The sequence below is a fragment of the Salinimicrobium aquimaris genome (assembly GCF_035607535.1).
Lineage (GTDB): Bacteria > Bacteroidota > Bacteroidia > Flavobacteriales > Flavobacteriaceae > Salinimicrobium.
On sequence record NZ_JAYDZX010000006.1, the window covers coordinates 58635 to 81707 of the forward strand.

18 protein-coding genes are annotated in these 23073 nt (G+C 44.3%); 13 read left to right on the forward strand and 5 right to left on the reverse strand.

The features are described 5' to 3' along the window. Positions 1-2 precede the first annotated feature (2 nt). The 5 genes from VR862_RS08555 (at position 3) to VR862_RS08575 (ending at position 7799) form a co-directional block, all read left to right on the forward strand. Positions 3-1205, forward strand: a complete 1203-nt coding sequence (locus tag VR862_RS08555; protein ID WP_324720544.1) for an efflux RND transporter periplasmic adaptor subunit — start codon at positions 3-5, stop codon at positions 1203-1205. After that, the gene (locus VR862_RS08560) at positions 1205-4330 is read left to right on the forward strand and encodes an efflux RND transporter permease subunit (protein WP_324720545.1); all 3126 of its coding nucleotides are present in this window, start codon (positions 1205-1207) and stop codon (positions 4328-4330) included. The genes VR862_RS08555 and VR862_RS08560 overlap by 1 nt, the downstream gene beginning before the upstream one ends. 148 nt (positions 4331-4478) lie before the next feature. Then, positions 4479-6305, forward strand: a complete 1827-nt coding sequence (locus VR862_RS08565; protein ID WP_324720546.1) for a mechanosensitive ion channel domain-containing protein — start codon at positions 4479-4481, stop codon at positions 6303-6305. A 102-nt stretch (positions 6306-6407) separates the two neighbouring features. Continuing rightward, complete coding sequence (locus tag VR862_RS08570; RefSeq protein WP_324720547.1) at positions 6408-6869, forward strand: ankyrin repeat domain-containing protein; 462 nt, start codon at positions 6408-6410, stop codon at positions 6867-6869. A gap of 135 nt (positions 6870-7004) precedes the next feature. Next, on the forward strand, positions 7005-7799 hold the full coding sequence (locus VR862_RS08575; RefSeq protein ID WP_324720548.1) for a DUF1206 domain-containing protein: 795 nt from the start codon (positions 7005-7007) through the stop codon (positions 7797-7799). Between the two features lie 151 nt (positions 7800-7950). Here the strand turns inward: VR862_RS08575 and VR862_RS08580 are convergent, their stop codons facing one another. From VR862_RS08580 to VR862_RS08590, 3 genes are all read right to left on the reverse strand, one after another. Beyond that, on the reverse strand, positions 7951-8646 hold the full coding sequence (locus VR862_RS08580) for an aspartate/glutamate racemase family protein (protein ID WP_324720549.1): 696 nt from the start codon (positions 8644-8646) through the stop codon (positions 7951-7953). A gap of 117 nt (positions 8647-8763) precedes the next feature. Then, positions 8764-10002 carry a S8 family serine peptidase gene (locus tag VR862_RS08585; protein WP_324720550.1) on the reverse strand — a complete coding sequence of 413 codons (1239 nt, stop codon included), beginning with the start codon at positions 10000-10002 and terminating at the stop codon, positions 8764-8766. Positions 10003-10237: 235 nt separating this feature from the next. Continuing rightward, positions 10238-10549 carry a rhodanese-like domain-containing protein gene (locus tag VR862_RS08590; protein ID WP_324720551.1) on the reverse strand — a complete coding sequence of 104 codons (312 nt, stop codon included), beginning with the start codon at positions 10547-10549 and terminating at the stop codon, positions 10238-10240. A gap of 287 nt (positions 10550-10836) precedes the next feature. On the opposite strand from VR862_RS08590, the gene VR862_RS08595 reads away from it, so the two are divergent. The 8 genes from VR862_RS08595 (at position 10837) to VR862_RS08630 (ending at position 17652) form a co-directional block, all read left to right on the forward strand. Beyond that, the gene (locus tag VR862_RS08595; protein WP_324720552.1) at positions 10837-12231 is read left to right on the forward strand and encodes an anthranilate synthase component I family protein; all 1395 of its coding nucleotides are present in this window, start codon (positions 10837-10839) and stop codon (positions 12229-12231) included. A gap of 59 nt (positions 12232-12290) precedes the next feature. After that, entirely contained in the window at positions 12291-12971 is a 681-nt protein-coding gene (locus VR862_RS08600; protein WP_324720553.1) for an anthranilate synthase component II, read from the forward strand. Positions 12972-12975: 4 nt separating this feature from the next. Next, positions 12976-13965 (forward strand): anthranilate phosphoribosyltransferase, encoded by a 990-nt coding sequence (trpD, locus tag VR862_RS08605; protein ID WP_324720554.1) that lies wholly within the window; start codon positions 12976-12978, stop codon positions 13963-13965. 8 nt (positions 13966-13973) lie between these two features. After that, complete coding sequence (gene trpC / locus VR862_RS08610; protein ID WP_324720555.1) at positions 13974-14765, forward strand: indole-3-glycerol phosphate synthase TrpC; 792 nt, start codon at positions 13974-13976, stop codon at positions 14763-14765. Further along, positions 14765-15421: a phosphoribosylanthranilate isomerase gene (locus VR862_RS08615; protein WP_324720556.1), complete on the forward strand. Its 657-nt coding sequence runs from the start codon at positions 14765-14767 to the stop codon at positions 15419-15421. Before trpC ends, VR862_RS08615 begins: the two co-directional genes overlap by 1 nt. Beyond that, positions 15418-16599, forward strand: a complete 1182-nt coding sequence (gene trpB, locus VR862_RS08620) for a tryptophan synthase subunit beta (RefSeq protein WP_324720557.1) — start codon at positions 15418-15420, stop codon at positions 16597-16599. The genes VR862_RS08615 and trpB overlap by 4 nt, the downstream gene beginning before the upstream one ends. Before the next feature lie 57 nt (positions 16600-16656). After that, positions 16657-17424, forward strand: a complete 768-nt coding sequence (gene trpA, locus VR862_RS08625; protein WP_324720558.1) for a tryptophan synthase subunit alpha — start codon at positions 16657-16659, stop codon at positions 17422-17424. A gap of 81 nt (positions 17425-17505) precedes the next feature. Continuing rightward, positions 17506-17652, forward strand: a complete 147-nt coding sequence (locus tag VR862_RS08630; protein WP_324720559.1) for a hypothetical protein — start codon at positions 17506-17508, stop codon at positions 17650-17652. 130 nt (positions 17653-17782) lie between these two features. Here the strand turns inward: VR862_RS08630 and VR862_RS08635 are convergent, their stop codons facing one another. Both VR862_RS08635 and VR862_RS08640 read right to left on the reverse strand, forming a co-directional pair. After that, entirely contained in the window at positions 17783-18454 is a 672-nt protein-coding gene (locus tag VR862_RS08635) for a uracil-DNA glycosylase family protein (protein ID WP_324720560.1), read from the reverse strand. 92 nt (positions 18455-18546) lie between these two features. Further along, positions 18547-21993 (reverse strand): pyruvate carboxylase, encoded by a 3447-nt coding sequence (locus VR862_RS08640; protein WP_324720561.1) that lies wholly within the window; start codon positions 21991-21993, stop codon positions 18547-18549. Between the last annotated feature and the right edge of the window lie 1080 nt (positions 21994-23073).

The window sequence follows — 23073 nt, forward strand, 5'->3', positions numbered from 1 at the left end:
GAATGAGCACAAAGAAAATAGTTATTATTTGTATAGGCATAATGGTAGGGGCGGCAGTGATAACCTCCTTTATCTTTCTAAGCGAACCAACTGCACAAAAAGAAGGGGCTACCCGGGAGATGGCAATGCTGGTGAACGTTACAGAAGCAGAAGCCGGAAATTTTTCTCCTCTCCTGCTCGCTACCGGTACGGTGGAACCAGTAGAGGATGTGATCCTTAGCGCCCGAGTGGGTGGAGAAGTTATTCGCCGGGCACCTGCATTTGTACCCGGTGGGTTTGTACACAAAGGAGACCTTCTCCTGCAAATAGATCCTTCAGATTACAGGAACAATCTGGAACTGCGTCGCAGTGAACTGCTACAAGCTCAAACCAATCTTGATGTAGAGATGGGCCGGCAGGAAGTGGCCCAGCAGGATCTGGAGCTGGTGGGAGATCAAAGTCTCACTCCCGAAGAACAAGCTTTGGTGTTGCGCCAGCCACAACTCAACGCCGTCAAAGCCAGGATCAAGGCAGCCCGGGCCGCGGTAGACCAGGCGCAATTGGAGCTGGCAAGAACCACCATCAAAGCGCCTTTTGATGCTCACATCCTTACGCAAAACGTTACTACAGGTTCACAGGTAGCTCCCGGTGAGGACCTGGGAAGACTGGTTGGTACAGAGAAATATCGCGTGATCTTAAGCCTTCTGGTTTCCCGACTGCAATATCTGCGCTTTCCGGGTTCAGAGAACGAGAAAGGCTCGTTGGTAAGGATCAGGAATACTGCTGCATGGCCTGCCGAGACATATAGAACAGGTCATGTTGCCAGCCGGGTGGGTGCATTGGACAACCAAACAAGATTGGCACGAATTCTAGTGGAAGTCCCCGATCCTCTTGCACAAGGTTCTGCTGCAGGTAAACCCGAATTGATCATTGGGACCTTTGTAGAAAGCCTCATTGAAGGAAATGAAATTGAAGATGTCGTGCGGCTTGATCGTGACTACTTAAGAGATAATGACAAAGTTTGGGTAATGCAGGATGGAAAGCTTTTCATCAGGCAAGTGGAGGTTTTACTCACAGATAGCCAATATGCCTACATAACTAAAGGACTTGAAAAAGGTGAAAAGGTCATTACTACTAATTTGAGTACGGTAGCGGAGGGGGCTGCAGTACGAACCGAGGCAGATCCGGTCACCCGTACCGGCAGCGATAGTGACAGCATAGAATAATGGCAGAAAAAGACTCAAATATCAGGAAGGAAGGGATCATTGATTATATGGCACGCAATTCCATTGCAGCCAATTTGCTAATGGTTCTGCTTATTGCCGGCGGAATTTGGACCATGCTGCAAATTCAGAAGGAGGTATTTCCTCAGTTTCAGCTTGATTATGTAAACGTAAATGTACAGTATCCCGGTGCAGCCCCGGCCGAGGTAGAACAGGGTATTTTGTTGCCTGTGGAAGAAGCCATTCGCGGTATTCAGGGCATAAAGGAGATCGTCTCAACTGCCAGGGAAGGTTCGGGGGAAGTTGTGATTGAGCTTATTGCCGGCACAAATCGCATGAAGGCATTTCAGGATATTGATCAGGCTGTAAGCAGGATCCGGACCTTTCCCGATGACATCGAACAACCCCAGGTGAGCCTGCAATTACAGCAGCAGGACGTGATGGAAATAAGCCTTTATGGGCAGGTGGATATCTGGACCTTGAGGCAGCTGGGGGAGCAACTCCGCAACATCCTATTGAGCAATCCGCAGATCACCCAGGTAGAACTGGGAAATGTGCCCGATTATTTTACTCATATAGAAATCCCCCGAAATAATCTGCGGAAGTACAATCTCACTCTTGACCAGGTCGCCCGTATAGTAGCCGAGTCCAGTGAAGATGTCCCCGCAGGCGCCGTAGAGACTGCAACCGGCGAGATTCTTTTAAGGATGAAAGAAAGAAAACAATGGGCAGAAGAATTCAGGAAAATTGCGATCATTAACTCAGATTCAGGAGCCAAGGTTACTTTAGGAGAAATAGCTACCGTGACAGATGGATTTGAGGAAACAGGTTTTCACGGACAATTCAACCGGGAACCGGCAGTTAGCCTGAGTATTTACAGAGTCGGTGACCAATCTCCCCTGGAGATCGCAGAGGAGGTCGAAAAGATCCTTGGCGATTTCCAGTTACCGCCCGGTGTAAAATATCGCATTGACAGCAACCGTGCAGAAGATTATAGTGAACGTCTTTCCCTGCTTACAGAGAACGGATTGATGGCTATAGTCATAGTGCTGATCATTTTAACCCTCTTCCTGGAATACCGGCTCGCTTTCTGGGTCATGATGGGAATGACCATATCTTTTATTGGCGGGATTATCTTTTTGCCCCTCATTGGTGTAAGCATAAATATGATCTCCATGTTTGGATTCCTGGTAGTCCTGGGGATTGTTGTAGATGACGCTATTGTGGTTGGGGAGAACGTGTACGAATACCGCAAAAAGGGGTTAAGCCCAATAGATGCCGCAATAGCTGGCACCAAAGATGTATCCCGCCCGGTGGTTTTTAGTATCGCCACCACCATAATTGCCTTTGTACCACTTTTAATGATGCCGGGTGAAACAGGAAAATTCTGGTGGCCCTTACCTGTGGTTGTGATCGTAATATTGGCTGTTTCTCTTTTTGAAGCACTTTTTATTCTGCCGTCCCATTTAGGTCACTTAAAGAAGAAACAAGCCAAAGGCTGGGCACTAAAACTGGAAGAGTTACAGCAAAAATTTGCCAATGGCTTCGATAGCTTTGTGCACAATTACTACCGCCCTCTCCTCGACAAGTCTTTAAAGTACCGGTACATCACCCTTACGGCTGCTGTTGCCCTCTTAATAATTGTGGGAGGTTACGGCTATAGTGATCATATGGGCATGATCATGATGCCCGAAGTGGCTGCCGATGAGATCGAAGCCGGAGTGCGACTGCCGGAAGGTACCACCACCCAGCAATCGGCAAAAGTAGCTGAAGAGATCACCAATTCCACCTTCGAAATGTTTGAGGAACACAATCTTTTCGAAGTAGCAGAAGGGGTCAAAACAAATGTGAGAGGCCAGAATTTCATTGATGTGGAGATCGTAATGAAGCCGCCCGATGAAAGGGAAATGACGGCCAGGGAAGTCATCGCTCTTTGGCGGGATAACATTGGTGAAATAGAGGGAGTGGATCAAATAACATTTGAAGCTGAACGTGGCCCCGGCGGCTATCAACAGGATATTAGCGTTGACCTTAGCCACACCGATATCAATGTGCTTGAAAAGGCAAGCATGGCGTTTTCCAAAAGAATGGCTGAGTTCCAGAATACGCGTGACATCAGTGACAACTATAACAAAGGAAAGCAGCAGTTCGATTTCAAGCTTCTGCCCGAAGGGAGGAATCTCGGCCTCACCTCCAATGAAGTGGGAAGACAGGTAAGAGATGCCTTCTATGGTGCCCTGGCCATGAGGCAAATGCGTTCCATCAACGAGATTGAAGTAAGGGTAAAACTGCCTTTAGAGGAAAGGCGAAATATTCAGAACCTGGAGAATTTTCTCATCAGGACCCAGCAGGGAGTCGAAGTCCCGTTACTGGATGTGGTAAGGATAGAACGTGATGAAGCCTTTACCAGTATCAACAGGCGCGATGGCCGCCGTGTTGTGAATGTGGGAATGGATGTAGAACCTGCCAACACCGTGGGGCAGGTACTTGCTGCAATCCAAACCGAAGTACTGCCCCAACTGCGGGGCGATTTTCCCGGCCTCACCTGGACCTTTGAAGGGAGCCAGGCCGATATGCGGGAATCTACAGATACTCTTTGGAACACTTTCTCAATGGCCATGCTCATCATTTATGTCCTGCTGGCAATAGCTTTTAGCAGCTACGTACAACCGCTTATAGTAATGACAGCAATACCATTTGGGATTGTGGGTGCTGTTATTGGTCATATCCTTCTGGGATACGACCTTTCCCTGGTGAGCCTTATGGGAGTGATCGCCCTTACGGGAGTAGTGGTGAACGACAGCCTCATCATGATCGATTACGCCAATAAAAAGCGCAGGGAATGCTCTGTTTATGAGGCCATTCATGAAGCAGGCCTGCGTCGTTTCAGACCTATTATCTTAACTACCCTCACAACCTTTGGTGGATTAACACCTATAATTTTGGAAACATCGAGTCAGGCTTATTACCTTATTCCTATGGCTATCTCCTTAGGCTTCGGAATTGTTTTCGCCACCTCCATCATCCTGTTGATCGTGCCATGTCTCTACCTTATTTTGGAAGATGCAAAACTATACCTGAAACATCGCCGGACAGTACAGCGGAAATTCGCTTCAGATAAGGGATGATCTTTGCGCAAATTCTAAAAGCTTCCTAAAGGCCTGCCACAGCCTTGACGATTTTTACTATCTTTAGTTCTATTCATAGCCTTTACTTAAGAAGGTCCAAAAATGTCATTTTAGAGGCCTCTTGTCACAGACACTTCAGTTGAAAAACATGAACAGATTACTTCGGAAAAATTATATTTTTAAAAGTCGTTTCCTCCTACTCTTCAGCTTAACTTTCATCCTTCAGCTTGGATCCCTACCCGAATTACGGGCCCAGATCCCCGGAACCCAACCTGAAGCTGAGGAACCTGCAGAACCCGAATGGCCCGATGATGCCCTGGGAAGACGTACTCCCAGGAGTGCTGTCGCCGGCTTCTTCTCTGCTGTGGCCGAAAAAGACTATGCCACAGCAGGAGAATATTTCAAAGTTTCTGAAGGGGAAGCCGAGGATGCCCTAAGCGAGGAACTGGCAAGACAACTGGAGATCCTGCTCAACCAACGAGGGCAAATCATGCCCTATTCCTGGTTGAGCAACAATACCGAGGGAAGATTGGATGATGATCTCCCAAACCATTTGGACAGAGTAGGCACGGTAACAACTTCCCGGGAAGATTTTGACCTTTTACTGGAGAAAGTAGAAGGTCCTGAAGGCGGTCCATTATGGCTTTTTTCAGATCAAACCATACAATATATTCAGGAACTTTCAACATTAGAGGACGATCTCCTGCTGCTGCACAGAATTATGCCTCCGGTCCTTGAACAATATGAATTGTGGGGAGCAACGGTTGGGCAATGGCTGGCTATCCTGCTGCTGGCCGCATTCTCCTATGCTGTAGCCTGGCTCATCATTCAGTTCTTTTTATATATTATCCCACTGGCATGGAGAAGAGCCCGCACAGAACCCACAGCCGGAGTGCTCAAAGCCTTTGCGCTTCCGGTTAAGCTCTATCTCGCGGTATGGCTTTTTGTAATGCTCTCAAAGGAGATAGGCATATCCATCATTTTACGCCAGCGGTTTAGCGGGATCACGGTAGTCATTGGGCTACTTGCTTTCCTTATTCTTTTGTGGCGTTTATCGGAATTCCTCGGAACCTTCAGCACCAACCGCATGAGCTCCCGTGGAAATATTTCGGGAGTATCTGTTGCTCTTTTCCTGAAGAGAGCTGCCAAGATCGCTATAGTAGTATTTGGTATTATAGCCATTCTAGGAGCAATTGGTGTAGATATTACTACCGGTTTGGCCGCATTGGGAATAGGTGGTTTGGCCCTGGCTTTAGGAGCACAAAAAACCATTGAGAATTTTGTTGGAAGTGTTACGTTGATCACAGACCAACCCATTAGAGTTGGTGATTTTTGTAAAGTAGGAGACACAATGGGAACAGTTGAAAAGATTGGCATGAGATCTACCCGCATAAGGACCCTGGATCGCACCCTGGTTACCATTCCCAATGGCGAATTCTCTTCCAGCAGAATAGAAAATTATGCGCACAGGGACAGATTCTGGTTTCATCCTATTATTGCCCTACGTTATGAAACCACTCCAGATCAAATAAGATTTCTTCTGGTTGAGTTAAGGGCGATATTATATGCACACCCAATGGTGACTTCAGATCCTGCCCGGGTGAGATTTATAAACCTGGGAGCAGATTCAATTAACCTGGAAATCTTTACCTATGTAAAAGCCAGCACATTTGACGAATTTTTGGAGGTCAAAGAAGATCTTTTGCTGCGTATCATGGATGTTGTAGGGGAAAGCGGTACAGGATTCGCATTCCCGTCTCAAACAATTTACTTCGGAAAAGACACAGGTCTCTCAAAAGAAAAATCCAAAACTGCCGAAGAAAAGGTTCGGGAATGGAAACAGAAGGGAGAACTGCAATTACCAAGATTTGACCCGGAGCACATCAAAGAAATTGAGGACAAGATCCCTTATCCGCCTGAAGGTTCTGCAGAGCAGAAACAAAAAGGTTCCGGACCGGCCCCAAACCCTCAATGATTTTTAAGGATGGAATTTAAAACTGAAACCTCAAACCGTTAACTACAAACCTTCTAACCAGTGGCTCAAAAATGAAAATTTTGAGGCGCATTAAAACCTGATATGGAAATTTTCGACAATATAAGATCCGGTGAAACTGAAGAAGTGAAGCAAAAACTATTAAAAGATCCTTCTTTAGCTTATACAAAAGATGAAAAAGGCTTTCCCCCTATTGTTCTTGCAACCTATAACGAGCAACCGGAGATCACCCGAATCCTCCTGGAAAACAACGCCAACATAGATGAAAAGGATGTTGCAGGAAATACTGCCTTAATGGGAGTATGCTTTAAAGGCAATTTTGAAATTGCTGAAATGCTCCTTGAAAAAGGCGCCGACGTGAATGCACGAAACTATGGAGGTGCGACCCCGCTCATTTTCGCCGCCATGTTTGGACAGGTTAGGATTGCGCAATTGTTATTGAAAAAGGGAGCCGATAAAACTATGAGAGACGCCCAGGGAAATACTGCTTTTGCCTATGCTCAAAAGAAGGAAAACCAGGACCTCATGAACTTGTTGAAAGACTAGCTTCAGGTATAATAGTCAGCAGAAACTCTCCACAGATATTTTGGCATTTTTATTAGTATTCCCTTAAAATTTATATAATTCATTGGTGTTCACAGCTCTTTCTTCTAATTTAGAAGAAAACCAACACAAAAAATTATGATAGATAAAAAAATCAAGACTATGGCCCGCGCCGGCTTTATCGCTAAAGGCGTAGTATATGGGATCATAGGAGTTCTAACCTTTAAGGCCGCTTTTGATATGGGAGGTCAGAAAGCAGGACAAATGCAGGTTCTGGAATTCCTGGAAAAACAAACTTTTGGAAACATCCTGCTTATTTTGATGGCTCTCGGCCTTGCCTGCTATGCTGCCTGGAGGTTTATTCAATCTATAAAGGATCCGGAAAATATTGGAGATGACAAGAAAGGTACTGCAAAGCGGATCGGCTTTTTTTGTAGTGGCCTGCTGTATCTGGGGTTTGGAGTGCTTGCAGCCATTAAAGCATTTGGTTCAACAGGAGGAAGTTCAGGCTCTTCGGGGTCTGCTCAACAATCTTCCTTTCTCGCAAGTGAAACTGGCCTTTGGATCATTGGGATCGTTGGTGCAGGAATAATCATTGCAGGGATCTTTCAGTTCGTCAAGGCATACAAGAATGACTACTATAAAAAACTGGGACTTGCTGCCTTAGGGGACCAGAAAAAGAGGGAGAGCGTCAAAAAAACTGCGGAATTTGGCCTGAGTGCCCGCGGGGTGATCCTGGTTATTATTGGATTTTTTGCAATAAAGGCAGCAGTAAACTCTAACCCTTCTGAAATAAAGACCACACAGGAAGCTTTCGCATTCCTTCAGGATTCGTCTTACGGCCCCTGGTTAATGGGCATTGTGGCTGCCGGTCTTGTAGCCTATGCAGTCTATATGTTCCTCATGGCGAAGTACAGAAGATTTCACGCGTAAAAAATAGGGGTTTTCACCTATAGGTTCTTAAAAACCTTTAGACTTATCTTTACATATACCTTTTAATCATCACGTGAGATTTAATTAAAGGTAATTTGTAAATTTTTGTTTTGAAAAGAAGAAGAGAGATTGGGGGATCTCTCTTCTTTTTTTATGGACTTTCTTCAGTATGGAAGATGAAGTCTACCGCCATTTTTGCATGGAGATTGGTGCTTTGCAGCAAGGGAAGATCGGTGTCCTCATTGTTGATCAGGATGGGCAGCTCGGTACATCCCATGATCACAGCCTGGGCTCCTTTTTCCTTCAGGAGTTGTATGTGATCCAGAAAAAAGGATTTGGCAGATTCGGTGAATTTTCCCTGAGTCAGTTCAGAGGCAATGTAATGATGGATCTCATCCTGAAAATCTTCTTCGGGAACTATGGTCTTAATTCCAAACTTGTCTTTAAGTCTCTTATGTAGAAAATCACCTCTCATAGTAGGACGTGTTCCCAGCAACCCCAGTTTTTTAAAACCTTTTCTCTGTGCTTCTATCCCAACTGCATCGGCAATATGCAAAATAGGAATGGATATTTTATCATGTACATAATCATAGACCAGGTGTGGCGTGTTTGCACATATTACTATGGCACGTGCGCCGGCTATCTCAAGCTGTCGGGCGATATGCAGGTAAGTCGTTTTGATCTTATCTACATCGTGCTCCCGCATTAGCTCCACATTGAGGCTGTAAAGTATGAGGGGAGGATTGGCCTGAGTGCCTGTTCTTTTCCCGGCCATCTCATTGATGAGCCGGTAGTATACTATAGTGGAGTGCCAGGAGGTTCCACCAATTAAGCCGAGAGTACGCATGGGAGGTAAAGTTTGTATAAAGGTAAATGTTAGGTCTAAAAGCGGGGCTGACCAAAGTCATCAAAAACAAAAAAAGCACCCAAAAAGGGCGCTTTTAATTTTTTATTTGGTTGAGGTCTAGTGATGTGCTATTGGATCTGCACTACCGTCAGGATCACCCACGACATTTCCACTAGTAGTAATGTTACCTAGCAGTAGAATTCCGGCAACATGAGGTGATGCCATAGAGGTTCCGCTTATGGTGTTGTAACCACCGTTCTTCCAGGTAGAATTGATGGAAACTCCCGGTGCAGCATAATCTACAGGAGGGTTTCCATAATTAGAGAAAGATGCAAATCTGTCCGATGAATCGTGAGCAGAAACTGTATAGATATTAGTTCCATTCGCTCTGGCTGGTGAAGAGTTATTAGCATCTGTACTCTCGTTACCTGCAGCCAAAGCAAACTTTACTTTTGAAGATGCTGCAACTACTGCATCATCCAAAGCTTGAGATACAGGACCTCCAAGGCTCATATTAGCAACATCACCTGTTTGCCCATACTTGGCAACGTGGTTAACCCCGGCAATTACTCCCGAATAAGATCCACTACCACGGGCGTCAAGAACTTTTACAGGAACTACGGTGGCTCCTGCAGCGACTCCTACTACTCCAACGCTATTGTTTTTGGCAGCTACTGTACCTGCAACATGGGTTCCATGACCGTTATTATCATCTGGCGCACCACTGTCTCTACCCGAAGTGAATGCATTAAAACCTCTTGAAGCATCCACATTTAGGTCTTCATGATCCAGGTCAATTCCACTATCGATGATCCAGGCAACATTACTACCTCCGTAAACAACGGCCCCACCTACACGGGTGATCCCATAGGGAGTAGTTTGGCTTCCAGTTCCACCATCACCACCACCATCTTCTTCTCCAGGAGGTTCTTCACAAGGACCTCCATTAGGAGTACCACAAGGTGGTGCCAGCGCTATGATTCGATCCTGCTCTACATAAGCTACCTCATTGCTCTTACTCAACTTAAGAGCGTCGCTCTTGGACATTTTTAAAGTAACTGCATTAAGAGCAGCACTGTAGACCTGTACAATTTCAGCTCCTTCTATGGCATTCATCGTAAGGACGTTTTGAGTTTTTTGCTGCACCTGTAAGCTGTTAAGGCGATGGTCACCGCTCATTTTACCAGATTCCCGATAGACAACGATATATTGGTCTGGAATAACTTCAGAATAAGACTGAGCTGCCTGAGGCTCTTCAACAGTTGGCAAATTGGTGGTTTCGTCCTGCGAACAAGAAACCATTGCGGTTAAGGCAAATGCAGCCGCAAAACCAGAATAGTACTTCTTTAAATTCATAAAAAATTGTTTAGGTTAATGTTAAAAGATTTCCCGAATCTATATTATTAAATCATTAAATGAAACTTTTTAACAGCTACAATCTCAGTTTTTCACTTCAATTAAGATGAAAAATGGAATTCCCATGAGCCCGGAAATTTCCTGAAATCCATTGCTGCTCCTACTGCCACGGGAAATAAAAAAGGCGAAAATCTCCAGATTTTCGCCTTCAAACTTTAACTTTTTGTTGGTAGGATTATTCTGTCTTCTCTCCCTCCCATTTGGAAAAACCATCAATCAAATTATAGGTGTTATTAAACCCCTTTTGATCCATAATGGTACAGGCTTGCCTGCTCCTGTTTCCACTCCTACAATAGATATAGTAGTTTTTACTTTTATCCAGATTATCTATTTCGTCGAGAAATTCCTGCCCCTTATAGATGTCGATGACCTTGGCGCCGGGTATGTAACCTTCCTCTACTTCCTGTTCTGTACGCACATCAAGGATGACAGCATCTTCGTCATTAGCAATTTTTTTTCTCCACTCTTCCTGTGTTAGTTCTTTCATGTTATAAGCGTTTAAGTTGCATAGACAAATATAAGAATCAGGCCTTCTTTTCAGCACATTCGAGGTTTAAGATTAAGCAAAAGCAACATTTAATAGAAAAAATATTTTTTTAGAAAATTTTCCCTTTTATATTTGCTGTTCAAATGAACCTGAAAAATCAAAATAACTGGTGGTGGAAGTACTTGCGTCATTCGTCGTGAGCAACACCTCCTGTATCAAATACAAAGGCTTGTCAATCACGACAAGCCTTTTTTTATGGCCTTACTTCAGAAAAACTTAAAAACAACATGTATAAATTAAACACCACCTATAAAAAACTCCTCGCCGATACCTTTACCCCGGTGAGTTTATACCTTCGGTTGCGCGATATATTTCCTAATAGCCTCCTGTTGGAAAGTAGTGATTATCACGGCAACGAAAACAGCTTCTCTTATATTTGTTGTAACCCCATTGCAGAGGTCAAGGTTGAAAAAGGGAATTTCCATCAGTCTTTTCCAGATGGAACTTCTACGAAGACAGCCATAACAGGTGAATTCGATGTTCCTTCGGCCATTCATGAATTCTCCCAAAAATTCAGCACTACAGGTCCCGATTTTAATTTTATCAATGAAGGACTTTTTGGTTATATCGCTTATGATGGGGTGCAATATTTTGAAAAACTCAACCTCAGCAAGAAAAAAGAGGATCTGGAGATCCCGGAGATCAGCTATGCAGTTTATCAAAATATCATAGCTATAAATCACTTCAACAACGAAGCATATATTTTTGATCACAGTTATTCTAATAAGAATAATCTTGAGCAGATAGAACAGCTTCTTAAAGTGAAGAATTTTGCTTCCTACTCTTTTTCTGCCGAAGGAGAGCCTGCCTCAAATGAGACAGATGAAGGATACAGACAAATGGTACTTAAAGGCAAAGAGCACTGTCACCGTGGAGATGTGTTTCAACTGGTTCTTTCCCGAAGGTTTTCGCAGGGTTTTAAAGGAGATGAATTTAATGTCTACCGCGCACTTAGGAATGTAAACCCCTCCCCTTATCTCTTCTATTTTGACTACGGAAGCTTTAAGATCTTCGGAAGTTCGCCTGAAGCCCAGCTGGTCGTAAAAGAAGGTAAAGCTGAAATTCACCCCATCGCCGGAACTTTTAAACGTACCGGAAATGATGAACAGGATGCTGCCAGCGCCAAAGTACTTGCAGCCGATGAAAAGGAAAATTCAGAACATGTTATGCTGGTCGATCTCGCCCGAAATGACTTGAGCCGTAGCAGCAAAGAGGTGAAGGTTGAAAATTATAAAGAGATCCAATATTTCTCTCACGTGATCCACCTGGTGAGCAAAGTAACAGGGATCAAAAATGAAGAAGTGAGCACCATGAAAATGGTAGCCGATACCTTCCCGGCAGGAACTTTAAGTGGTGCCCCTAAACACAAGGCCATGCAACTCATCGAACAATATGAGAATGTAAATCGTGACTTCTATGGTGGTGCGATTGGATTCATGGACTTCAAAGGAAACTTCAATCATGCTATAATTATAAGATCCTTCCTCAGTAAAAACCACCGACTATATTGTCAGGCCGGTGCCGGAATAGTCTCAGGATCCACTCCCGAAGGCGAACTGCAGGAAGTTTACAATAAAATTGGAGCTCTGAGAAAAGCATTGGAACTGGCGGAAGAGATTTAACCATCCCGTCCGCTTTAGCGGACACCCTTCTTAGAAAGGAGGGGAATAAAAAAGCAACAATGAAAAATAACCTGGAAAATAAAAATAACACCCACTTACCCGGAGAGGGCCAGAGAGCAGCGAGACCAACTGTTCTTGTAATCGACAACTACGATTCTTTTGTATATAACCTGGTTCACTACCTGGAGGAACTGGATTGTAAGGTAACCGTTCGCCGGAATGATGAAATTGACCTCGAAGAAATTGAGAAGTATGATAAGATCCTGCTCTCGCCGGGACCGGGAATTCCCGATGAAGCCGGACTTTTAAAACAGGTAATTTCCCGATATGCCTCCAAAAAGAGCATTTTTGGAGTGTGTTTGGGACAGCAGGCGATCGGCGAGGTCTTTGGCGGAAAACTTATTAACCTTCAGGAAGTGCATCACGGCGTGTCTTCAAAGATAAAATTATGTGTGACAGATGAATTCCTGTATGACCAGCTCAACAACGAACTTGAAGTAGGTCGCTACCACTCCTGGGTGGTTGACACAGCCCTGCCCGATTGCCTTGAGGCAACTTCCTACGATGAAAACGGGCAGATCATGTCTCTGCGCCATAGGGATTTTGATGTGCGGGGAGTTCAGTTTCACCCCGAGTCGGTCTTGACGCCACAGGGAAAAAAGATGATCGCTAACTGGGTCAATAGTCCGGTTAAAGCAGCAAAACAGGATAAAAATGATCAACAACCGGAAAAAATATAACAGCATGAAAGAAATCTTGAACAGGTTGATCAATCACGAAACCATTACAAAAGAGGAAGCCAGGGGTGTGCTGGTCGATATTTCGGCCGGAAAATTTAATGAAAGTCAGATTGCCGCTTTCTTAACCGTCTACATGATGCGGAGCATTACTCTTCAGGAACTGGAAGGTTTTCGGGATGCACTTTTGGAAATGTGTCTATCTACAGATCTTGCTCAATATGATCCTATTGATCTCTGCGGAACGGGGGGTGATGGCAAGGACACTTTTAATATCTCCACACTCGCCTCCTTTGTTACGGCCGGCGCCGGAGTAAAAGTCGCCAAGCACGGTAACTACGGCGTGTCTTCAAGCTGTGGCAGCTCCAACGTCATGGAGCACCTGGGAATAAAGTTCAGCAATGAGCAGGATTTTCTTGAACGGAGTATGGAAGAAGCCGGAATTTGCTTTCTGCATGCCGCCCTGTTCCACCCGGCCATGAAAAATGTGGCGCCAATCAGGAAAAACCTGGGAGTAAAGACCTTTTTCAATATGTTGGGACCAATGGTAAATCCGGCTTTCCCGAAGAATCAGGTGGTAGGTGTTTACAGTCTGGAGCTTGCGAGAATGTATGCTTATCTTTACCAGAAAACAGATAAGAATTTCACCATTTTACACGCCTTAGATGGCTATGACGAAATTTCCCTTACCGGGAACACCAAAATGATCACCAACAACGCCGAAGCTATGCTGCGCCCGGCCGACCTGCAACTGGAAACAATCAAAGCTTCTCAAATCGCGGGTGGGGATTCAATAGGATCGGCTGCAGAGATCTTTATGAACGTCCTGAGTAACAAAGGAGCGGCAGCCCAGGAGAACGTTGTTTGTGCAAATGCAGCGGTAGCAATAAATACAGCGAAAAATACAGGTCTTGAAAATGCCTTTTTGGAGGCTAAGGAAAGTCTGCGGTCGGGTCGCGCTTTAAATGCACTTAAGAAATTGCAGCAATTAAATTAGGAAGAACAATGAACATACTGGAAAAAATAGCAGCAAGAAAAAGAGAAGAAGTAGCCTTCTTAAAAGAAGAAGTCCCTGCCGAATCCCTGCAACTCCTCCCTCACTTCCACCGAAAATGTTTTAGTCTTAAAGAGAACCTTCAAAAATCCGCTACAGGAATTATAGCCGAGTTCAAACGCCGCTCCCCGTCCCATCCCGAGATCAACCTTGGAGCCGATGTTCCCACAGTAACAAAAGGCTATGAAAATGCAGGTGCATCGGGATTATCTGTGCTAACAGATGAGGAATTCTTTGGAGGCAGCCTTGATGATCTCGCCATTGCCAGAGAAACTGTAAACCTGCCATTGCTTCGGAAGGATTTTATGATCGACGAATATCAGGTCATTGAAGCAAAAGCCATGGGTGCAGATGTGATCCTATTAATCGCAGCAATCCTGAAACCGGAAGAAATTCAGAAGTTGTCAAAAAAAGCGAAAGAGCTGGGGCTTGAAGTACTGCTCGAGGTTCATAATGAAGAGGAGCTAAAAAATGCCATTTTTGACACCGTAGATATGATTGGAGTAAATAACCGGAATCTGAAAACTTTTGAGGTAAGCCTTCAAACAAGTAAAGATTTGGCCGCAAAAATTCCCGATCAATTTGTAAAGATCTCCGAAAGCGGGATTAGCGACACTGCGTCGATCCTGCAGCTTCAAAAAAGCGGATTTAAGGGCTTTCTCATTGGAGGGAATTTTATGAAGACAGAAGACCCCGGAAAAAGTGCTTCAGAATTTATCCTGGAACTAAAAACCAAAGCCTAATGGACCTGAAACTAAAGATCTGCGGCATGCGGGAGCCGGAAAACATGAGCAGGATCGCCGTTTTAGAACCCGATTACCTGGGACTCATCTTTTTCGAAGGTTCCCCACGTAACGTGGCAGGTGAAATCTTTCAGGTGGATAAAAACATCAGGCGTACAGGGGTTTTTGTAAATGCTTCCGAAGAAGAGATCCTGAAAAGAATTGAACATTATGAGCTTTCTGCAATTCAGTTGCATGGAGAGGAGAGTCCGGAATTTTGTAGAAGTCTTAGAAAGAAAATGTCAGAAGAAATTGAATTGATCAAGGTGTTTGGGATCAAGGAAGAATTTGATTTTGACCAACTTAAGCCCTACGAAGGGGTGGTAGATTACTTCCTTTTTGACACAAAGGGAAAGAGCAAAGGTGGGAACGGGATCATATTCAACTGGAAAGTTCTGGAAAACTACCCTTCCACTACTCCGTTTTTTCTGAGTGGTGGGATAGGCCCCGGAAATGAAGCTGCTATAAAGGAACTCTATCTTACCTTCCAAAAAAGGCAAAAAGAAGACCTGTTTTACGGGATCGATGTGAATAGTAAATTTGAAACTGCCCCGGCAGTTAAAGACGCTGAAGCTTTAAAAATATTTAAAGATCGGCTTTATAATCAACAAATATGACTTATCAAGTAGACGAAAAAGGATACTACGGGGATTTTGGCGGTGCCTTTATTCCTGAAATGTTATACCCCAACGTGGAAGAACTTCGCTCCCGCTATCTCCAGATCATGCAGGAGGAAAGTTTTCAAAAAGAATTCCGTCAACTGCTGAAGGATTATGTGGGGCGGCCAACTCCGTTATACTTCGCCGAAAGATTCAGCGAGAAATTTGGTACGAAAGTGTACCTGAAACGGGAGGATCTTTGCCACACTGGAGCACATAAAGTCAACAATACCATAGGGCAGATCCTCATGGCGAAGCGCCTGGGCAAAAACAGAATTATTGCCGAAACCGGGGCAGGACAACACGGCGTTGCTACTGCAACTGTTTGTGCCTTAATGGGGCTGGAGTGCATAGTTTACATGGGGGAAATCGACATTAAAAGGCAGGCGCCAAACGTCGCCCGTATGAAGATGTTGGGAGCTTCGGTGGTGCCGGCAACATCTGGCAGCCGCACTTTAAAAGACGCCACGAACGAAGCTATCCGTGATTGGATCAATAATCCCGTGGATACGCACTACATCATTGGCTCTGTGGTGGGACCACATCCCTATCCCGATATGGTAGCCCGTTTCCAGAGTGTAATTTCTGAAGAGGTAAAAAAGCAGCTTCAGGAAAAAGAAGGCCGGGAGGCACCCGATCATGTAGTTGCCTGCGTTGGCGGGGGTAGTAATGCCGCCGGAATCTACTACCACTATCTCGACAATGAAAAGGTGAATATCATAGCTGTAGAGGCTGCCGGAGAAGGAATCCTTACCGGAAAGAGCGCCGCTACCTCTGCACTTGGGAAGGAAGGAATTATCCATGGTAGCAAGACCCTATTAATGCAAACTGAAGACGGACAGATCACGGAACCTTACTCCATTTCTGCCGGACTCGATTATCCGGGGGTGGGACCTATGCACGCGAATCTCTTTAGGACCGGGCGCGGAGAGTTTATTTCGGTCACCGACCAGGAAGCCATGGCGGCCGGTTTACAGCTTTGCAAGCTCGAAGGCATTATTCCGGCTATAGAAACAGCACACGCTTTAGCCATTTTTGAGAAGCGGAAATTTGAGAAAGATGAAGTGGTGGTGGTGAATCTATCGGGTAGAGGAGACAAGGACCTCAACACTTATATAGAACATTTTAATTTGTAAAGAATAAATTCAGACCTCGCAGGTTTTGGAAACCTTTGAGGTCTTTTCTCATAAGATATGAACAGAATCAAAGAAAAACTTCAGGAAAATCCTTCAAAAAAGCTGCTTTCCATCTATTTTACTGCGGGCTACCCTGAACCTGAAGATACGGTCACTATTTTAAAGGAGCTTCAAGGCTCCGGCGTGGATATGGTGGAAATTGGCCTGCCCTTTAGCGATCCCCTCGCAGACGGGCCGGTGATCCAAAGAAGTTCGGAAGCTGCTTTGAAGAACGGAATGACCACCAATAAACTTTTTTCACAGCTGGAGAACATCAGGGAGAGCATTGATATTCCGTTGTTGATCATGGGATATTTTAATCCGATACTTCAGCACGGTGTAGAGAAGTTTTGTCGCAAGTGCAGCGAGATCGGAATTGACGGACTCATAGTCCCCGATCTTCCACTGGAAGAATATGAACTTCAGTATAAAGAGATATTCCAGCAGTATGACCTGCTTCCGGTGTTCCTTATCACTCCCCAAACTTCCGAAGCAAGAATTAGAGAGATCGATAGAGCTTCCGAAGGATTCATTTACATGGTGAGCACTGCTGCAGTTACAGGAGGCACGAAAGGCTTTGGCGACGAGCAAAAGGAATATTTTACAAGAGTGTCAAAAATGGGTTTAAAGAACCCACTTATTGTTGGCTTCGGAATTAAAGATGCAACGAGCTTTGAGCAGGCTACAGAAGTAACTAATGGAGCTATTATTGGAAGTGCTTTCATCAAAAAACTTACTGATAGCGGCAGCTCGGGGATAACCGATTTTATAAATTCCATAAGATAATTAACCTTCTTATTAACAAGGCCTTAATAGAGAAAACTTCTCATTTTCCTTATCTTGAAATGAACTTAAAAAACGAAAGTTATGGGACGAATTTCAGATAAACATGATAAAAGAAAAAGACGCAGTGATAACGATCCTTTAAGTGGTGAAATTGGAAACCGCGATATCAATACCAACGATTTTGATATTGAAGAAAGAACAATTAAGGATCAACAGAATAAAAAATAATGGAAAAAAGAGAGCCTAAAACCAAGAGCGGAAAATTGCCACTTAGTACTTTTGGTAAGCTGCGACCTCCAAGGAAAAGGTTTACCACTAAACCTCAACAAATAAAAGATTTGCTTGAAAAAGAATCCGTCTAATCCTCAAGGAATTGACGGTATTGCAAGACCCTGAAATCAATTGTATTGAATTCAGGGTTTTGTTTTTTCAGGTGTTTATAAAGTTCCATACTTCCAATTGCCCTGTTTGCCGAACCGGAAGGTGCAGTAAGTGAAACGGTGTTAATTGAACGGCCGTCCAGCAGGAATTGATGCACCCGCGGCACATCATTGGAGATCACCTTGATCTTTATATCCTGCTCCTTTAACATCTTCCGGAAAAAGAATTCCGGTCCGTTTTTACTGTTTCCTCCCGTGAAAAGCAGCGTATTGATCTTTTTGTGCTTTCGCAAAATGCCTATAAGGTCACGCAGCTCTACGTGAAGCATTCCCAGATCGGAGGCATCAATTTTTTCCCTCCTGCAGCTTTCTACTGTATCACAGATCCCTATTCCTTTACTCGCCAAAAATTCCTGGCGTTCTTTAACCGCTTCGGGTGTATTTTCGAACTTTAGGTCCAGGTCAAAGATCCGGTCGATAATTTGCCAAAGCATGCCATCCCTGCTTCCATAACAGAAATCCACGTCTCCCTCTTTCAACTCCCTTGTCGTGAAGCGAGGGGGTGGCAAAGTGCCCACAATTAGTTTTGTGGCATTTTTGGGAATGAATGGGTCGTAAGGATGTTTATGGTAAAATAATTCCGGGTTCAAAATTTAAAATTCAAGATTTAAAAATTCCAAATTCCAAGCGCCAAATTCCATCGTCTTGATTCCTGGCTCTTGATTCTTGTTTCTTTATATAATTACTTTAAAACCACTACCAGATCATCGGCATAGACCATATCTCCTTCCTTGAGCACGATCTTATCTACTTCACCGGCAGCGTTGGCTGTGATGGTAGTTTCCATTTTCATGGCTTCGATCACGAACAATGGCTGATTCTTCTCCACCTTCTGACCCGGTTCCACCTGGATGTTGGACAAGGCTCCCTGTAAAGGTGCACCTATTTGTTTCTTATCGGTCTTATCCACTTTTTGATGCACTACTTTCTCTACCTTCACAGATTTGTCCTTCACATCCACAGCACGGGTCTGTCCATTTACTTTAAAGAAGATCTTCGCCATCCCGTCTTCGTTGGTCTCCCCGACAGAAAGGAATTCGATCAACAAGGTTTTTCCCCGATCCAGTTCCACAATAATTTCTTCCCCAGGTTCCATTCCGTAGAAGAAATTCTTTGTTGGTACATTCATTACGCTGCCGTATTCTACATGGTGGTTGTAGAAATCGGTAAATACCTTGGGATAAAGTTTATATGAAAGAAAATCTGTTATTTCCACCTCCCTTCCCATACCTTCGCCAAAAGTGGATTTGAATTCCTCAAACTCTTTTTCAAAGTCAATTGGTTCCAGATGAGCGTTTGGCCTTTCTGTATAAGGTTTTTCATCTTTGAGCACGATCTTCTGGATCTTTTCGGGAAAACCGCCGTGGGGCTGTCCCAAATCTCCTCTAAAGAAGCTCTTAACCGACTGCGGGAACGAGATCTCATCTCCTTTCTCAAGCACATCTTTGATGGTGAGGTTATTACTAACCAGGTACTGCGCCATATCTCCCACTACTTTTGAGCTGGGAGTTACCTTTATAATGTCTCCAAAAAGTTCATTTACCTGGCTGTACATTTCGGTGATCTCATGAAATCTGTCGGCCAAACCAAGACTCTCTGCCTGTGGCTTGAGGTTGGAATATTGTCCTCCCGGGATTTCATGTTTATAAACTTCCCCGGAACCTGCTTTTAAGCCTGATTCAAACGGATAGTAATAACGCCGCACTGCCTCCCAATAATGAGAATATTCATTGAGCTTATCTGCATTTAAAGCTCTGCCGCGGTCATGGAACCTCAACATTTCGACAACAGAATTAAAGTTAGGCTGAGAGGTGAGCCCCGATAGGCCGCCGATAGCGACATCTATAACATCTACACCGGCCTCTACTGCTTTAAGATAAGTAGCAGCCTGTATAGAAGAAGTGTCATGAGTGTGCAGGTGAAGCGGAATATTGATCCTCGACTTCAACGCCGACACCAATTCATAGGCAGCGTCGGGTTTGAGAATTCCCGCCATGTCTTTAATTCCGATGATATGGGCACCGGCATTCTCAATATCTTTTCCCAGCTGTACATAGTAATCGAGATTATACTTGGATTCCTTCGGGTTCATAAGATCGCCGGTGTAACAAATGGTTCCTTCGGCTAAACCGTTAGTTCTTTTTCTCACATGTTCTATACAGGGAGCAATGGATTTCATCCAATTCAAACTGTCAAAAATCCTGAAAACATCTATTCCGTTCTCCCAGGCCTGTTCTACGAATTTCTCGATCAGGTTATCTGGATATGCAGTGTAACCAACTCCATTAGAGCCTCTCAATAACATTTGCATCAGGACGTTGGGCATAGCAGCCCTAAGCCGTCTCAATCTTTCCCATGGATCTTCCTTAAGAAAACGCATACATACATCGAAGGTCGCACCGCCCCAAATTTCCATACTGAAGATCTCAGGATGGTTTCGCGCAAAACCTTCGGCTACCTTTTCCATGTCGTAGGTGCGCATGCGGGTAGCCAGCAGGCTTTGATGCGCATCCCGCATTGTGGTATCTGTATAATGCACCTTTCCTTCATGTAACAGCCAGCGGGAGAATTTTTCGGGACCATATTCCGTCAGGAGATCTTTGGTCCCTTTGGGATATCCATTGTCATTGAAGGATGGCACCACCGGTTTAATAAATTTTACCTTTTCCGGATTCTTCACATCTTCATTTCCATTGACGATCACATCCCCCAGAAATTTCACCATTTTAGTGGCACGGTTTCGGGTCTTCTTGATTTGAAAAAGTTCAGGGTGTTCCTTGATAAAATTCACAGTCACGTCCCCCTTCCTGAAAGTAGGATGTGACAGAATATTATCGAGGAAGCCGATGTTCGTCATCACTCCCCTTATCCTGAATTCGGCCAAAGCTCTGCGCATTTTTCTGCAGGCGCCATCAAGTGTACGGCTGCTGGCAGAGACCTTTACGAGCATGGAATCGAAGAAAGGAGAAACTTTTACTCCCTGGTAGATACTTCCTGCGTCGAGACGAATCCCAAATCCTGAAGCACTTCTATAGGTTGTGATCGTTCCGTAATCTGGTTTGAAGTCATTGGTAGGATCCTCTGTAGTGATCCGGCATTGTAAGGCAAAGCCGTTGATCTTCATCGATTCCTGGCTTTCGATCTTGATTTGTTTATCGCTAAGTTTATAGCCTCCCGCTATGAAGATCTGGGCTTTTACAAGATCAATATTGGTCACTATCTCGGTCACCGTGTGTTCCACCTGGATTCGCGGATTCACCTCGATGAAGAAAATTTCACCGCTCCTGTCCACCAGGAATTCTACTGTACCTATATTGTTGTAATCCACTGCCTTACAAAGCCTGGTGGCGTAATCGTAAAGATTCTGCTTAACCTTTTCATCAAGCCCCATGGAAGGAGCGAATTCTATTACCTTTTGATAGCGGCGTTGCACAGAGCAATCCCTTTCAAAAAGGTGTACCAGATTCCCATGATGATCCCCCACGATCTGGACCTCAATGTGTTTAGGATCTTCCACGAATTTTTCAAGAAAAACAGTATCGTCCCCAAAAGCATTTTTAGCCTCCCGCCGGGATTCGTTGAACCCGTTCTTAAGGTCATCTTCAGAACGAATTACCCGCATTCCACGACCTCCCCCACCAGATGCAGCTTTTAACATTACAGGGTATCCTATTCTTTCGGCCTCTTCCAGAGCCACTTCAACTGTGGTAAGGTCTTTTTCATTACTCTGGATCACCGGAATATCGTTAGCCACCGCAACCTCCTTGGCTTTCACCTTGTCCCCCAGGGACTTGAGCACCGAAACCTTAGGACCAATAAAGATGATATCATTTTCCTCACATTGTTGAGCGAATTCGGCATTTTCAGAAAGAAATCCATAACCGGGATGGATGGCATCCACTCCATTTTCCCGGGCGACTTTAATTATCGCTTTAATGTCAAGATAAGGTTTAAGAGGATCTTTATCTGCACCTATCTGGTAGGATTCATCGGCTTTATAACGGTGGAGGGAGTAGCGGTCCTCGTAAGTATAGATCCCGACGGTTCTCAATCCAATTTCGGTACAGGCTCTAAAGATCCTGATGGCAATTTCTCCCCTGTTCGCTACTAAAACCTTTTTAATTTTCATTTTCTGAAGTTGCTTTTGTTGGTTAATTCTGCAGCAGATGTCCCAAAAATGGCATTTTTGACACCTTAGCTTTTTTCAGAAATTAAAAAGAAAAAAGCGGTGAGGCATCGCTTTTTGAAATACTTTAACAATAAACTACTGCTGAAGTAATTCGGGTAAAATTCCTCCCTTGGTTACTATTATTTGTTCCAGCCTTACAGGCTGGTATACCTCATTATTTATATTCCCGGGACGATGTCCCGGGCTAAATTGTTTCAGCCTTTCAGGCTGTCATTCCCTGTCCTAAAATATTTCATTCTGAAGTGTAACTTTGAAAGTCTTAAACCGAGTAATACGAAGCTGACCAATAAACTCGGTCTTACATGCCAAAATTCCATATGAAATAGATTTCTACTTCTGAGGGCAAGGCAGAAGGCCTAAAAAATTCCAGCCCGGACCAACGCTCCTGGGTTATGATCTCATTGTTTTACAGCCTGTAAGGCTGGAACAGAAAAAAACTAAGAATAAAGTTGTCTCAGCCCTATAGACTCAATATTTCAATATTATTTTCCCAGGACGAAATACTGCTGAAGTAAATCAGGTAAAAACCACCATTAATTACTTTAAAGTTGTTCCAGCCTTACAGGCTGGTATATCCCATTATTCATATTCCCGGGACGATGTCCCGGGCTAAATAGTCTCAGCCTTTCAGGCTGTCATTCCCTGTCCTAAAATGAATTATTTTGAGGTGCGAGGTTAAAAGCCTCAAACCCAATGCCTTTTTCAAGAACATGCTGAAGTAATTTAGGTAAATTCCTCCCTTGGTTACTATTAATTTGTTCCAGCCTTACAGGCTGGCATATCCCATTATTCATATTCCCAAGACGATGTCTTGGGCTAAATTGTCTCAGCCTTTCAGGCTGTCATTCCTTGTCAATCAACTAAGCGCAATTTAAAAGCAATCCGAAATTTTTAGACACAGCAATCCCGACTGGTTCAATGATCCAGGTCTTAAAGACAAATTCCATATGAGATGAATTTCAACTTCTAAGCCAAGGCTGAAGGCCTTAGAAATTTGAGCCCGGAGCAACGCTCCGGGGT

Excerpts from the sequence above, each read along its gene's own strand:
- trpA (WP_324720558.1), top strand. The coding sequence starts at position 16,657 with ATGAACAGAATCAAAGAAAAACTTCAGGAAAATCCTTCAAAAAAGCTG.
- VR862_RS08615 (WP_324720556.1), top strand. The coding sequence starts at position 14,765 with ATGGACCTGAAACTAAAGATCTGCGGCATGCGGGAGCCGGAAAACATG.
- trpC (WP_324720555.1), top strand. The coding sequence starts at position 13,974 with ATGAACATACTGGAAAAAATAGCAGCAAGAAAAAGAGAAGAAGTAGCC.
- trpB (WP_324720557.1), top strand. The coding sequence starts at position 15,418 with ATGACTTATCAAGTAGACGAAAAAGGATACTACGGGGATTTTGGCGGT.
- VR862_RS08585 (WP_324720550.1), bottom strand. The coding sequence starts at position 10,002 with ATGAATTTAAAGAAGTACTATTCTGGTTTTGCGGCTGCATTTGCCTTA.
- VR862_RS08560 (WP_324720545.1), top strand. The coding sequence starts at position 1,205 with ATGGCAGAAAAAGACTCAAATATCAGGAAGGAAGGGATCATTGATTAT.
- VR862_RS08570 (WP_324720547.1), top strand. The coding sequence starts at position 6,408 with ATGGAAATTTTCGACAATATAAGATCCGGTGAAACTGAAGAAGTGAAG.
- trpD (WP_324720554.1), top strand. The coding sequence starts at position 12,976 with ATGAAAGAAATCTTGAACAGGTTGATCAATCACGAAACCATTACAAAA.
- VR862_RS08640 (WP_324720561.1), bottom strand. The coding sequence starts at position 21,993 with ATGAAAATTAAAAAGGTTTTAGTAGCGAACAGGGGAGAAATTGCCATC.
- VR862_RS08565 (WP_324720546.1), top strand. The coding sequence starts at position 4,479 with ATGAACAGATTACTTCGGAAAAATTATATTTTTAAAAGTCGTTTCCTC.
- VR862_RS08555 (WP_324720544.1), top strand. The coding sequence starts at position 3 with ATGAGCACAAAGAAAATAGTTATTATTTGTATAGGCATAATGGTAGGG.
- VR862_RS08590 (WP_324720551.1), bottom strand. The coding sequence starts at position 10,549 with ATGAAAGAACTAACACAGGAAGAGTGGAGAAAAAAAATTGCTAATGAC.
- VR862_RS08575 (WP_324720548.1), top strand. The coding sequence starts at position 7,005 with ATGATAGATAAAAAAATCAAGACTATGGCCCGCGCCGGCTTTATCGCT.
- VR862_RS08595 (WP_324720552.1), top strand. The coding sequence starts at position 10,837 with ATGTATAAATTAAACACCACCTATAAAAAACTCCTCGCCGATACCTTT.
- VR862_RS08630 (WP_324720559.1), top strand. The coding sequence starts at position 17,506 with ATGGGACGAATTTCAGATAAACATGATAAAAGAAAAAGACGCAGTGAT.
- VR862_RS08580 (WP_324720549.1), bottom strand. The coding sequence starts at position 8,646 with ATGCGTACTCTCGGCTTAATTGGTGGAACCTCCTGGCACTCCACTATA.
- VR862_RS08600 (WP_324720553.1), top strand. The coding sequence starts at position 12,291 with ATGAAAAATAACCTGGAAAATAAAAATAACACCCACTTACCCGGAGAG.